At 64.1% G+C, this 12,690-nt stretch carries 12 protein-coding genes and 1 pseudogene; 7 read left to right on the forward strand and 6 right to left on the reverse strand.

What is annotated here, in order from left to right; translation table 11 throughout:
* Positions 1 to 7: 7 nt before the first annotated feature.
* The 4 genes from CH294_RS05515 to CH294_RS05530 all read right to left on the reverse strand — a co-directional run bounded on the left by CH294_RS05515 (position 8) and on the right by CH294_RS05530 (position 4,219).
* Entirely contained in the window at positions 8 to 892 is an 885-nt protein-coding gene (locus tag CH294_RS05515) for a universal stress protein (protein WP_094737243.1), read from the reverse strand.
* Positions 889 to 1,731, reverse strand: coding sequence for a universal stress protein (locus CH294_RS05520; RefSeq protein ID WP_094737244.1), 843 nt, complete (start codon positions 1,729 to 1,731; stop codon positions 889 to 891). Before CH294_RS05520 ends, CH294_RS05515 begins: the two co-directional genes overlap by 4 nt.
* A gap of 120 nt (positions 1,732 to 1,851) precedes the next feature.
* Positions 1,852 to 3,555 (reverse strand): GAF domain-containing protein, encoded by a 1,704-nt coding sequence (locus CH294_RS05525; protein ID WP_094737245.1) that lies wholly within the window; start codon positions 3,553 to 3,555, stop codon positions 1,852 to 1,854.
* Entirely contained in the window at positions 3,548 to 4,219 is a 672-nt protein-coding gene (locus CH294_RS05530) for a response regulator transcription factor (protein ID WP_032405498.1), read from the reverse strand. The genes CH294_RS05525 and CH294_RS05530 overlap by 8 nt, the downstream gene beginning before the upstream one ends.
* Before the next feature lie 196 nt (positions 4,220 to 4,415).
* Here CH294_RS05530 and CH294_RS05535 point away from each other — a divergent pair, with 196 nt between their 5' ends.
* Positions 4,416 to 5,384 (forward strand): universal stress protein, encoded by a 969-nt coding sequence (locus tag CH294_RS05535; protein WP_052057775.1) that lies wholly within the window; start codon positions 4,416 to 4,418, stop codon positions 5,382 to 5,384.
* Positions 5,385 to 5,467: 83 nt separating this feature from the next.
* Entirely contained in the window at positions 5,468 to 5,980 is a 513-nt protein-coding gene (locus CH294_RS05540) for a flavodoxin domain-containing protein (protein WP_094737246.1), read from the forward strand.
* 69 nt (positions 5,981 to 6,049) lie between these two features.
* Here the strand turns inward: CH294_RS05540 and adhP are convergent, their stop codons facing one another.
* The gene (gene adhP / locus CH294_RS05545) at positions 6,050 to 7,060 is read right to left on the reverse strand and encodes an alcohol dehydrogenase AdhP (RefSeq protein WP_032405496.1); all 1,011 of its coding nucleotides are present in this window, start codon (positions 7,058 to 7,060) and stop codon (positions 6,050 to 6,052) included.
* Between the two features lie 256 nt (positions 7,061 to 7,316).
* On the opposite strand from adhP, the gene CH294_RS05550 reads away from it, so the two are divergent.
* A complete protein-coding gene (locus CH294_RS05550) occupies positions 7,317 to 7,751 on the forward strand; it encodes a DUF1003 domain-containing protein (RefSeq protein ID WP_094619113.1) in 435 nt (144 codons plus the stop codon).
* A gap of 222 nt (positions 7,752 to 7,973) precedes the next feature.
* Here the strand turns inward: CH294_RS05550 and CH294_RS05555 are convergent, their stop codons facing one another.
* Positions 7,974 to 9,353 carry an MBL fold metallo-hydrolase gene (locus CH294_RS05555; protein WP_094737360.1) on the reverse strand — a complete coding sequence of 460 codons (1,380 nt, stop codon included), beginning with the start codon at positions 9,351 to 9,353 and terminating at the stop codon, positions 7,974 to 7,976.
* A gap of 129 nt (positions 9,354 to 9,482) precedes the next feature.
* Here CH294_RS05555 and CH294_RS05560 point away from each other — a divergent pair, with 129 nt between their 5' ends.
* The 4 genes and pseudogenes from CH294_RS05560 to CH294_RS05575 all read left to right on the forward strand — a co-directional run bounded on the left by CH294_RS05560 (position 9,483) and on the right by CH294_RS05575 (position 12,615).
* Positions 9,483 to 10,256, forward strand: a complete 774-nt coding sequence (locus tag CH294_RS05560) for a sulfite exporter TauE/SafE family protein (protein ID WP_094737247.1) — start codon at positions 9,483 to 9,485, stop codon at positions 10,254 to 10,256.
* A gap of 136 nt (positions 10,257 to 10,392) precedes the next feature.
* Positions 10,393 to 10,989 carry a hypothetical protein gene (locus tag CH294_RS05565; protein WP_141216450.1) on the forward strand — a complete coding sequence of 199 codons (597 nt, stop codon included), beginning with the start codon at positions 10,393 to 10,395 and terminating at the stop codon, positions 10,987 to 10,989.
* A gap of 85 nt (positions 10,990 to 11,074) precedes the next feature.
* Positions 11,075 to 12,201, forward strand: a pseudogene (locus CH294_RS05570) (cation:proton antiporter).
* A gap of 105 nt (positions 12,202 to 12,306) precedes the next feature.
* Entirely contained in the window at positions 12,307 to 12,615 is a 309-nt protein-coding gene (locus CH294_RS05575) for a WhiB family transcriptional regulator (RefSeq protein ID WP_032405493.1), read from the forward strand.
* Positions 12,616 to 12,690: the final 75 nt, after the last annotated feature.

Genomic DNA, 12,690 nt, shown 5'->3' on the forward strand with positions numbered 1-12,690 from the left:
TCGGTAGCTATCCGCGAGCGACGATCAACGGACAGTCGACGCGGTGGGCCAGTGACCGGACGGTGGACCCGAGCAGTAGACCGCTGAAACCACCGCGTCCACTCGAACCGACGACGACGGCCTGCGCTCGTGATGCCACCTCGAGAATCTTGTCGGCCACGTTGCCGCGCAACACTGTTCGTTCCACCGCCACGTCGGGATACTGATGGATCCAGCCGGACAGGCTCTCGGCCAGCACGGTTCGGCCGTTGGAGACGATCGCGTCAGCCCTGTCCGCGGCGGACGCGTCGGGCGACGAGATCAGTTCGTCCGTCGACACGTGCACGGCCACCAGTCCGGTACCCCGAAGCGAGGCTTCCTCGAAGGCCAAGCGGACGGCCTTCTGGTTGTGTGCCGACACGTCGACTCCGAGGACGACCGGTCCGCGCGACGAATGCACCTCGACGCTTCCCGGCACGATGACCACCGGGCAGTGTGCTTGCACGGCGACCGCCGTGCTCACCGAGCCGAGCAGTTCGGCGAAGTATTCGCCGTTGCCGCGCGAACCGACCACCAACATCGAGGCGGTCGAGGACTCATCGAGCATCGACTGAATCGTCGGTCCGACAAGCGATTCGGTCGTGATCGTCAGTGCGTTCGGATTCTCGACCGATCGCCTCGCCACCAACGACGCCGACGTCAGAATCGACTCTGCAGCTGCATGCTCCTCGGAGCCGATATGGGACGGCAGCGCAACGACACTGGTGTACAACGCTTTGACTTGATACGCGGACACCAGCTTCAGCGGTGCGCCGCGTAGCTCTGCCGCACGTGCAGCCCAGCCGACCGCGTCGAGTGACGAACTCGAGCCATCGACACCGACGACTATCGCTTTCGCGCCGAAGGTACTCATGCGTGCGGGACGACGAGGACGGGGCACTCTGCGTGCCGCAGGACGGTGGTCAATGTACTTCCCGGCACGCGATCACGCTCGTGGCCGAGTACGAGCAGCTGTGCGCTGTCGGACACCGCGATCAACTCCGATCCCGAGTCGGCCTCGGCGTAGACCGACGCCACTCGTACCGAGGGGTAGTCCGCACCGAAGGGTTCCAACCGGACGTCCATTGCCGATTCGGGGTGTAGATGGTCGACCGGACCACTGATGGCGCTGACCAGAATGGTCGAGACCGTCTGGGTGTGCACGGCCAACACGTTGGCCCCGCGCATCGCCGCTTCCTGAAATGCCTGAGCCACGACGACATCTGTCGCCGAGACCTTCGCGTCTCCCAATGCGGCGACGACTGCGCCGCCGCGTTCGGCGTCGAAGGTACGGACGATCGCCACGGGATGAGCCGAGCATTCGACCACCGTATGCACCACGGATCCGAGAACCCATGCAGCAAGAGATTTTTCGGTAGTCGTGCCCAACACCGTCAGACACGCCGACGCCGCTTCGGACAGCAACACCGTCTCCGGTCGCCCCTGCAGGACAACTGCTTCCACGATGACGGTCGGATCGCTCGTCTTCGCCACGATCGCGGCCCGGTCCAATACGGTGCGAGCGTAGTCACCGTCGACGTCGGGTGCGCCGTAGACGGTGTCGCGCTGCAGTCGAGCCTCGATCACGTGCACCAGACGCACAGATGTTCCGCGCCCGCGAGCCTCGCGGACGGCGAAGCGCACTGCATCGAGCGCAGCTGTCGATCCGTCGATTCCGACCACAACGGGTCCGGTGGTGTGCGCGATGTTCATCGGGTTCCTCTCGGTGGTGCGAAAACAGGTTCGGCACCTTCATCGAGAACGCTACGAGCGCACACCCACTCGATGCAGCGGCCGGAGGTCACCGAAAGAGGTGACGAACGGCTACACCCGTCAGGGCAGCGGTACCGACCAGGTCACCTCGGTGCCGCCGGAAGGGCCGGGGCCGATGTCCATCGACCCACCGCACTCGATGGCACGGGCACCGAGGTTGGACAGTCCGCTGGCGGTGGTGTCCTCGGGCATTCCGATCCCGTTGTCCGACACGACGATCTGCATGTCGTCGCCCACCGACAACGTAACGGTAACGGTGTCGCCCTGAGCGTGATGAACGACGTTGCTGACCGTCTCGCGGACGACGGCAACGGCATGATCGGCGAGCTTGGTGTCGACGACCGACAGTGGTCCGAACATCCGCACGACGGCACGGATATCGACGTTTTCGGTGAGTTCGAGTACCGCGCTGTTGATGCGTTGGCGCAATCGTGTTGCGGAGTGGGATGTGCTCTGAAGATCGAAAATCGTCGTTCGAATGTCCTGCACAGTGTCTTGCAGATCGTCGATTGTTCGCGACAACCGCTGCCTGATGTCCTCGGATTCGGCGCGCTGCAGGGTGCTCTGTAAAGCCAAGCCGGCAGCGAAGATTCGCTGAATCACGTGGTCGTGCAGGTCGCGGGCGATGCGGTCACGGTCGGACAACACTTCGAGTTCGTGCATCCGACGGGTGGCATCGGCCATCTGCATCACCAACGCGGCCTGGTTCGCGAAGTTCGAGACCATGTCGAGCTGGGTATCTTCGAACGGCCCATTGCCTTCCCTGCGAAGCACCACCAACACGCCGCTGACTCCGTCGGAAACGCGAAACGGTGAGATCAGTGCGGGACCGAAGACAGCGTCCACACCGCTCACCTTGTATTCGAGACGTCCCTTTCTCAACGCTGTTCTACGTCGAAACGCCACTCCCGTACTCGATCCCTCGACCGGGATGACAGCACCCACCATTCGATCCGCTCCGACTCCTTCGCTGACCGTCACGACGAGTTCGGTGACGTCCTCGAACGGTTGGTCGGTGTCCTCGGGAACCGCGATGAACGCCGCATCGGAACCGGTCAGGTGCAATGCCTTCCGAGACACCATCTGCAACACCTCGTCGAGATCGGTCCCGGCGAGGAGTTCGGTGCCGATGTCCCGAGTTGCTTCCATCCATGCCTGACGTGTGCGCGAGTCCTCGTACAGCCGGGAATTCTCGATGGCGATGCCGGCAGCGGACGCCAACGCCTTGGTGACGACCTCGTCGTCCTCCGTGAACTGCTTGCCGTCCTTCTTCTCCGTGAGATAGAGGTTGCCGAAGATCTCGTCGCGAACCCGAATCGGCACGCCGAGAAACGTTTTCATCGGCGGATGGTTCGGCGGGAATCCCACCGACTCCGGGTGCGCACTGAGATCTTCCAGGCGCAACACGTTCGGCCGGTCGACGAGCAGTCCCAGCACCCCGCGGCCGGTGGGGAGCGGACCGATCGCGACGCGGGTGTCCTCGTCCATTCCGTGATTGATGAACGCACTCAATCCGTGGCCTTCGCCCCGTACACCGAGGGCTCCGTATCGAGCGTCGACGAGTTCGACAGCCGATTCCACGATCGACCGCAACGTCACCTCCAGATCGAGGCCGGAGGTGATGACGAGCATGGCGTCGAGCAGACCGTCGGCTTGGACTCTGGCATCGGCGATTCGGCCGATGCGGTCTTGCACCTCGGCCAACAATTCACCGAGTCGCAATTGGGGCAACGACGATCCGGTGTCGCCGTGCCTGTCATCCATCCCGTGACCCCGGGTGACGCCCTGTCGGCGGAGCGGTGTCGGCAAGTTTCGACGCATACACCGCAGCTTGAGTGCGCCGCTCCATCCCGAGCTTGGCGAGTAGCCGGGACACATAGTTCTTCACCGTCTTCTCCGCCAAGAACATCCGGGCAGCAATCTGCCGGTTCGTCAGGCCCTCACCCAGCAGATCCAGCAAGGTGCGCTCCTGGCTGGTCAAGTGGTCGATCGGTCCGGGGGTCGCCGTTCCGGACCGCAGTTTGTCCATCAACGCCGCGGCCGCACGATTGTCGAGCAGCGAGCGACCGGAACCGACGTCCTTGATCGCTCGGGTCAGTTCCATGCCGGTGATGTCCTTGACGACATAGCCGCTCGCACCCGCGAGTATCGCGTCGAGCATGGCTTGGTCCTCGGTGAACGAGGTCAGCATCATGGTCTTGAGGTTCGGCAGACGATCGAGAAGTTCGCGGCACAGTTCGATGCCGTTGCCGTCGGGCAGTCGCACGTCGAGCACCGCAACATCGGGTTGCAGGGCCGGTATACGAGCGAGCGCCTGTGCACAGCTGCCTGCCTCGCCGACGACCTCGAGGTCGGGATCGGAGTCGATGAGGTCGATCAGACCGCGCCGCACGATCTCGTGATCGTCCACCAAGAACACCGTGACCACGTCGATACACCTCACCTGCGTCCACATTGGGCGCCTCGACTTCCGAGCCTACGGGTCACGGGTGCGCACAACGTGACCTTTCGTCACCGAAACAGGTGACCGAAGTCCTTCGTGTCGGTGTTGTTGTCCTGCCGCGCCTGGGGCCGTGCGCGGCGTCTGATGAATGTTCCGACACCACGACCGAGGAGGTCACACGATGGGTTCACTACCGACCGTCGTCGGAGTCGACGGATCAGCTGCAGCCTTGGATGCGGTGCGCTGGGCAGTTCTCGACGCACACTTACACAGGTCTGATCTGGTTCTCGTCTCGGCGAGGTCGTTACCGAGAGCGCTGACGGGGATGGGCGTTCTTCCCGAACCCGTTGTAGAGCAATCGCGATCGGAGATCAGGACCATTCTCGACGAGGCCCGGGTGCTCGCCACACGGGAGAGCGCGACGACCGGTGCGATCACCGTGGACACCGTCTCGTCCGAGAACCCCGCAGTCGCCACGCTTCTCGAACTGTCGGCTACCGCCCGCATGGTGGTCATCGCCACCCGGGGCATCGGCGGGGCCGAACAACGATCACTCGGGTCCATCGGTTTTGCCGTCACCACCCATGCTCGATGCGCCGTCACGGTCGTGCGTGGCTGGTCGGGCGACGGCGTGGACGCGACGCACCCGGTGGTAGTCGGGGTGGACGGAACGAAGGCGAGCGCAGCCGCAGTGGCACTGGCTTTCGAAGAGGCCTTCGCACGGTCGGCTCCGCTCACGGCGGTGCACAGCTGGTCCGACGCGGATCTGTCGGTCGGGTTTCCGATTCGAGGATTGGAATGGCCCGAGAACCGCCCGGCTGCCGCCGGTCAGCTGGCCCGGATGCTCGAGCCGCACACCCGGCGTCATCCGACGGTTTCGGTGCGAACCGTGGTGGTCAAGGACCGGCCGGTGCAGGCCCTCCTCGATCATGCACAGGGCGCTCAGCTTCTCGTGATCGGAAGTCACGGGCGCGGCGGCTACGGAGAGATGATGCTCGGCTCGACCAGCCGGTCGTTGCTGGCACGCGCGCATTGCCCGGTCACCGTCGTCCCGTCGCCCGGTCGCCGACTCGCGCGAATCACCGGCTCCGGATACCTCGATGGGAGCCTTCGCCATGTCGAGCAGTTCGGCGACCGGTCCGGGTCCTAAGTCCCTGTTGCTCGATGCTTCGGCCCGGCAACGTGGTCTGGGAACGTGACCGGCCCCTGGAAACTCGAGAAAGAAAGGCCACCATGCGCATCCTGATCGCGACGGCAAGCCGTCATGGTTCCACCCGTGAACTCGGGCAATGGCTGGGCTCGTCGCTCACCGCAAGACTCGCGGACTCCGCGGTATCGGTGACGGTCGATGTCCGTGACGCCGCCGATGTGGACAGCATCGCCGAGTACGACGCCGTGGTCATCGGAAGTGGCGTCTACATGGGCCGTTGGCTCGGCGATGCCCGATCCCTGGTTGCCCGTGAGCAAGCCGAACTCGAGACCATGCCGGTGTGGCTGTTCTCCAGTGGTCCCATCGGTGCCGGCCTGCAGCCCACGCCGAAATCGGAACGTAGCGAGGCAACTTGGGCGATGGAGCACAAGCTGTTCGGCGGCAAGTTGGACCGATCCACGTTGTCGAGGTTCGAGCGAGTGGTGGTTCGGATGATCGAGGCCGGCGACGGTGACGACAGGTCACGCGCCGAGGTCGACGAGTGGGCCGGCACCATCTGCCGAGCTCTGACGACAACTGCGCCGCGGTCCGTCTGACCGCATCGATGAGCACGCCGATCGCCTGATCCACCTCGCTCGTTTGTGGTGAATCAGGCGTCGAACGTGCTAGAACTCGAAGACCTGGCGTGCGGTGACGCGTCCGGCCATGAGGTCGTCGAAGCATTCGTTGACCTCGTCGAGTTTGCGGGAGACCGCCGACACCGTCGTCCGACCGGCCTCGTGCAGTGCAAACACCTCACGTAGATCTTTCCTGGTACCGACTATCGAACCGAGTACCGAAATTCCGCCGACCACCGTTTCGAAGATCGGCACCGGGAACACACCGTGGGCCGGCATCGACACACATACCAGCCGACCACCGCGGCGCAGTGACCGGAAGGCCTGATCGAAGACGCTGGGGATGACGGCCAGAACGATCGCGACGTCGGCACCACCGAGCGCCTGGATGGCGTCCACCGGGTCGGTTGTCGTCGAATTGACGGTGTGGTCTGCGCCGAGTTCACGCGCGAGTTCGAGTTTCTCGTCTTCGATGTCGACAGCGCTGACGAACCCGCCCGCGATCTTGGCGTACTGCACCGCCATGTGACCGAGCCCTCCGACGCCGAAAATGGCCACCCGCTGAGCCGGAGCAACTCCGCCGACCTTGACTGCCTTGTAGGTGGTGACGCCGGCGCAAGTCAAAGGAGCCGCGTCGAACGAGGAGATGCTGTCAGGAACGCGGACGACGTACCGCGCATGGGCCACAGCGTATTCGGCGTAGGCCCCGTCGACGGAGTAGCCGCTGTTCTGCTGCTTCTCGCACAGTGTCTCCCAGCCCGATACACAGTGATCGCATTCGCCGCACGCCGAACCGAGCCACGCGATGGCGACCCGCTCACCGATTCGATCCTTCGACACCTGCGACCCGACCGCCTCGATCACTCCGATGCCTTCGTGCCCGGGGACGAACGGCAAGGTCGGCTTTGCTGGCCAATCCCCCTGCGCAGCATGAATATCGGTGTGACAGACCCCGCACGTCTCCATCTTCACCAGCACCTGCTCGGGCGCGGGCTCCGGAATCGGGATGTCCTTGACGACCAGGGGTTTGCCGAACTCGGTGACAACAGCAGCTTTCATCGTGGACTACCTCCAACTATCCGAACCAATGCCGTTCTCGACCATCGAGCAATGCACACTGTCGATGGTCGGCGCTGCCGCGATCGACATGTAGGGCCGGAAGTCACCGCCGGATCGGGACGTATCCCGAGAGGCCAGGTCGGGAGCCGAAGGGCTCGGAGAACAGGGGCTTTCGTCCCTGGCACAGCACGGGCACGCCGAACACACTGGGCAGCATGGATTCTGCTGCACACTCCCGATCGAAGACCTGCGAGCGATGAACCTGTGGAGGAGACATCCGGGCGTCCGAACCGGTGACGCACTGACCACCGGCGAACGAGCAGCGGACTACGTCCGGAACGGAATGGGCTCCTGGCCCTTCGTCTTCCTGTTTCTCGGTGTGATGGCACTGTGGGCCGCCTACAACCAGAACGACGGATTCGACCCGTACCCCTTCATCCTGCTGAACCTGTTCCTCTCGATGATCGCAGGACTTCAGGGCGCAATCCTGTTGATCTCGGCGAAACGCGCGGATTCGGTGAGCAGCGAGGTTGCGGTACATACACTTTCGAATACCGCCCTGCTGCAAGACATGATCGAGGCAAATACCGTCCTCACCGAATCGGTGGCGCAGCTGGCCGCCGAGATACATACACACGTCTGCCCCTCGGCACATCGTTCCGATGCGAATACCGGTCCGCCGCCTCGATGACTTCTCTCCACTTCGCGATTCAGCGGCGAAAGAACGACCGCACAGTTCGACGTTCCTGGCGAGGCGGCGTCGCTTTCTCACGGCAGGTACAGCGGTCGGATGCCGGCACCGATCGCATGACGGCGTCGACATGTCGACCGCAACCACCCCATCCGGTCTTGTGGCACTTCGCGCAGGCAACGGGATAACACATGATTTTCTCCTCTTCTGATCTGTCGTGCGTCAGGCCGGAACGTGGGCGTCGGCCCAGGCGTCGTACCCACCCAGCAAGTCCGAGACGCCCTCGAATCCCTGCGCTCGAAGCAGTGACGCCGCCACGCTCGAACGCCATCCGCCGGCACAATGCACCACGACGGACTTACCGGTAGGAACTTGATCGAGCCGAGTCCTCAACTGGGCCAGCGGGATCGGGATCGCTCCCGGTATCGTGCCGAGATCGCGTTCACCTGGGTTACGAATGTCGATGAGCGTCACCTCACCCGCTGCGCGCATCGCGTCCAGTTGCTCGACGGTGGTACGAGGCGCGGCCTCGACCAGCTCGGTCAGCCCCGCAGCAAATGCTCCGTCCCCATCGACTCCCAGATAGCCGATCACGTTGTCCGATCCGATTCTGGCCAAGCGTACTGCGGCCTCCTGCTCGTCACCCGGATACGCGAGGAGAACGATGCGCCCGCCGATCTCCGCGACCATTCCGCCGGTTTCGGCGAAGCGGCCGTCGAAACCCACGTTGACCGACCCGCGGAGATGACCGGCCGCAAAGTCGTCCACACTTCGTGCGTCGAGCACTCGTGTTCCCGCAGCCAGCTCGTCTCGAACCTGGTCGGGCGTCAGAGCGGGGATCGTGCGGCTTCGTGAGAGCAGTGGGTGGACTCGTTTGTTCATCGCGGCGTCGGCGGAGAAGTAGGAGGGCGCCGCAGGCTGCCCCTCGGTGACGAGCGCGACGAAGGCATCCTCGGTCATCGGTTGCACCGACGGGTTCGTCGCCCGCTGTTCACCGATGGTGGAGGTGAGCTCGGTGGACAGGTTCTTGCCGCAGGACGAGCCTGCACCGTGGGCGGGCATGACCACGACTTCGTCAGGCAGCGTCAGCAGCTTCTCGTGGATCGTCGAGTACATCGCACGGGCCAGGTCTGTGGTGGAGCCATCTCCGAGATTGACCAAGTCCGGACGTCCGACATCTCCGATGAAGAGGGAATCACCGGTCAGCACCGCGGTGGGTGTCGCGCCGGGGCTTTGCCGAATCAGCACCGAGATCGACTCCCAGGTGTGACCGGGCGTCGAGAGGATTTCGAGTTCGACGTCACCGAGGGACAACCGCTCCCCGTCGCGCAGTCGCCGGATGGGGTAGTCGGTCTCGGCGGATTCACCGAAGCCGATCCATGCACCGGTCGCGTCGACCAGCTCGAGGTGACCCGAGACGAAGTCGGCGTGGAAGTGGGTATTGACGACGCCTTCGATCACGAGTCCGTACTTCGCCGCATCGTCCAGGTACTCGGCGATGTCGCGACGCGGGTCCACGACGATCGCACGTCCGGTGGTCTCGTCACCGATCAGATACGAAGCGTGGGAAAGACATTCGAGGTAGTACTGCTCGAGGATCACGGTTTCCTCCATCTTGCTGTCGCCAGGCGCGATTCACGGGGCGATAGACACAGTGTGTAATACCCCCTAGGGTATGTCAAGTACCCCCTGGGGTATGGCAACGACTCTACGAAACGAAGTGATTGCACGATGACAGTGGCCCTGGCGCTCGGGTTCGGCGCCCTGATCGGGATTCTGCTCGGCCTTCTCGGCGGAGGCGGATCGATTCTTGCGGTACCGGTGTTGGTGTTCGCCCTGGGTCTCGGGGTAGCGGAGGCGATCCCGGTCTCGTTGCTCGTCGTCGGTTCCGCCTCGGCCGTTGGCGTGATTCCGAAGCTTCGGGCCCGCCGAGTCGAATGGCGACTTGCGGCCGTCTTCGCTGCGACCGGCATTCCCGCGACCTTCGCCGGCAGCGCAGTCGGCCGGTTGTTGCCGGACAGGCTACTGCTGCTCGGCTTCGCCGCCGTGATGGTTGCTGCCGGAGCCCGCATGCTCGCCGAGCGGGGGGATATCGGAACAGCCTGTAAGACATCGGGATCGGGCATCAACTGGAGACGCTGTGCGCCACGCTCGATTCCAGCGGGCCTGGCCGTCGGTTTCATGACCGGACTGTTCGGCGTCGGCGGGGGCTTCCTCATCATCCCGGTGCTGGTGCTGATGCTGGGTATCGAGATGTCGGTCGCGGTCGGCACCTCGCTGGTCATCATCGTCGCCAACTCCGTTGCCGGTCTCGTCTCACACCTGGCCGGCACGAGCATCGACTGGTCCATCACCCTCGCGTTCGCAGGGACGGCAATCGTCGGCTCCCTCTTGGCCGCACACCTCGGAACTCGAGTCGATACTGCGCGGCTGCAACGCCTCTTCGCCTACCTGGTCTTCGCAGTAGCCGGATACGTCGTCATCGACGCGGTATTTCTGAGCTGATCCAACGTCCGATCGAGCAATTCGCGGTCCACCGCCCTCGGCGTATCGGGACCTTGTGCCCTTACGCAACCAGTGCACAGCGGCGCAGACTCGTAGTCGATGCCGAACACACGGCCGGCGGGAGTAGGAGACGGGCATGTTCACAGAACACGTGCGCCGTTGGTGGCGACGGAGTCCATGGATCTCCAATCCCCTGATGCGACTGCCCGACAGAATCGAACGAACGGTGTTCGTCGTCGGGGTCGCGATGCTTCTGTTGCTCGTACCCGTCGCCGCGACGGTCGGTTCGGTGACCTACAGCGACCTGTCGCGCCGATCGCAACAGCAACGCGCAGAATATCTTCGGGTCGATGCTCGAATCATCGACTATCCGAAGCCGATCCAGTCCGACGACTACGTCAGCACGAATGCGACCGGTACCGCGACGGTGCGATGGACTGCACCGGACGGCACTACGCGCACGGGTTCGGCCCAGGTGCCATCACCCGTCTCGATCGGTGACACCACGCCACTGTGGCTCGATGCGCGCGGGAACCTCACGCATACACCCGCTACTGCTGCCGGTGCCGTCGTCAACGGAACTGCCACAGCCGTGTTCGTGTGGTTTCTCGGCGCAATCGTCATCGGTGGTCTGGTCCACCTCATTACCGTGGCCGGCGACCGTTCACGCATGCGGCAGTGGGACGAAGACTGGCAACGCTTCGTGCGGTCGCGCGATCATCCTTCGTGCTAGTGCCGTCGATCATTCGCTGTTCCGACACCGCTCGTAGGATGCACGATGACGGCAGCAGCGGATTGCGATCCTACGGCGCGGTCGTATGACCTTCGAGACGCTTGCCCTGTGTGCCGCGGTCGGATTGTTCGGCCCACTGCTCGCGCTGCCACGCGGGCTTCGGATACCCGTCGTCATCGGAGAACTCGTCGCCGGAATTGCCATCGGCCACACCGGCTTCGGCGTCATCGATCCGAGTGAACAGACACTGAGTTTCCTGGCGCAGGTGGGGTTTGCGCTCGTCATGTTCGTGGCCGGCAGCCAGGTTCCCATTCGTGACCCGCGACTACGGGTCGGCCTCCGGGTAGGCGCTGTGCGGGCTGTGGCCGTCGGGCTGCTGGCCACCGCGCTCGGCTGGGCCGTCTCCGCCGCATTCGATTCACCACACCTCGGTCTCTACGCGGTGCTGATGGCTTCTTCGTCGGCCGCGGTCATCATGCCGATCGTCGAGTCCAGCAAGACGGCCACACCCGGGCTGATGTCCCTTCTGCCTCAGATCGCGCTTGCCGACGCAGTCTGTATCGTCGCGCTGCCCCTCGTGATCGATCCACCGCGCGCCGTCCCCGCCGCGCTCGGATCGGCGGCGGTCATCGCAACTGCCGGCCTGATCTTCGTTGTCCTGCGCCACTTCGACCTCACCGGACTGCGCCGCCGAATCCACCACGCCTCTGCCCAGCGCAAGCTCGCGCTCGAATTGCGCCTCAACCTGGTTCTGCTGTTCGGCCTCGCGGCCCTTGCGGTCCACACTCACGCGTCGGTGATGCTCGCCGGCTTCGGTTTCGGTCTGGCCGTCGCCGCAATCGGAGAACCGAGACGTCTGACGAAACAACTGTTCGCCATCACCGAAGGTTTTCTGGGGCCACTGTATTTCGTCTGGCTCGGAGCGTCCCTCGATCTGCGTGCCTTGGGCAGTCATCCGGGCATGATCGTGCTGGGGCTCGTATTGGGAGGCGGTGCCGTGGCAGTGCACGTTGCCATGCGCCTGACCGGCCAACCCGCCGGACTCGGGATACTCGCGGCAGCCCAACTCGGCGTTCCGGTTTCGGCAGTGACACTCGGCGCGCAAAGCGGCGTCCTGGCTCCCGGTGAGGGCCCGGCCATCGTGCTCGGAGCCTGGTGACCATCGCGGCGGCGGGCGCAGCCGCGCGGGTATCGGCCCGTCGCGCAGTCTGACTCCTACGGTCCGCGGCGGCGCAAGGCATTTGGGTGTTTCGAGTTACCCGAGGTGGGGAATGTGGGTCGTGGAACGATCGGCACGACGCGAAACGGATCACGACGATGACAGATGACCAGGTCTGGCGCCTCAAGGGTGCGTGCATCGACGACATGGATGCCTACGACTCGCAGCAACTCCCCCGCCATGGACGCAAGCGCGCAGAAAAGGCATGGCGACTGTGCGCCGATTGCCCGGTGTTGCGCAACTGCGCGGAGCAGACGGCGCGCGATATCGAGTCGGGTCGCATTCCGGTCGGCGTTGTGGTCGCCGGTGCCGCTTACCACGACAATGCGAGCAACGGTCGCAGGACCGATGCGTACCGCACTCTCGAATTCTTGATCGGACGACCGCTGTCCAACCCTGCCGCCTGATCACCCAGTCGTTCGATAACACTGCGGTCACGGAAAGCTACGAATTCGGTAACGCCAACAGCTCTGTTCGACGCG

Source organism: Rhodococcus sp. 14-2483-1-1, assembly GCF_002259335.1.
Taxonomy (GTDB): Bacteria; Actinomycetota; Actinomycetes; order Mycobacteriales; family Mycobacteriaceae; genus Rhodococcoides.

What these genes read in the sequence shown, in the direction of transcription:
- CH294_RS05515 (WP_094737243.1), bottom strand. Translation starts at nt 892, where the DNA reads ATGAGTACCTTCGGCGCGAAAGCGATAGTCGTCGGTGTCGATGGCTCG.
- CH294_RS05520 (WP_094737244.1), bottom strand. Translation starts at nt 1,731, where the DNA reads ATGAACATCGCGCACACCACCGGACCCGTTGTGGTCGGAATCGACGGA.
- CH294_RS05525 (WP_094737245.1), bottom strand. Translation starts at nt 3,555, where the DNA reads ATGGATGACAGGCACGGCGACACCGGATCGTCGTTGCCCCAATTGCGA.
- CH294_RS05535 (WP_052057775.1), top strand. Translation starts at nt 4,416, where the DNA reads ATGGGTTCACTACCGACCGTCGTCGGAGTCGACGGATCAGCTGCAGCC.
- CH294_RS05540 (WP_094737246.1), top strand. Translation starts at nt 5,468, where the DNA reads ATGCGCATCCTGATCGCGACGGCAAGCCGTCATGGTTCCACCCGTGAA.
- adhP (WP_032405496.1), bottom strand. Translation starts at nt 7,060, where the DNA reads ATGAAAGCTGCTGTTGTCACCGAGTTCGGCAAACCCCTGGTCGTCAAG.
- CH294_RS05550 (WP_094619113.1), top strand. Translation starts at nt 7,317, where the DNA reads ATGAACCTGTGGAGGAGACATCCGGGCGTCCGAACCGGTGACGCACTG.
- CH294_RS05560 (WP_094737247.1), top strand. Translation starts at nt 9,483, where the DNA reads ATGACAGTGGCCCTGGCGCTCGGGTTCGGCGCCCTGATCGGGATTCTG.
- CH294_RS05565 (WP_141216450.1), top strand. Translation starts at nt 10,393, where the DNA reads ATGTTCACAGAACACGTGCGCCGTTGGTGGCGACGGAGTCCATGGATC.
- CH294_RS05575 (WP_032405493.1), top strand. Translation starts at nt 12,307, where the DNA reads ATGACAGATGACCAGGTCTGGCGCCTCAAGGGTGCGTGCATCGACGAC.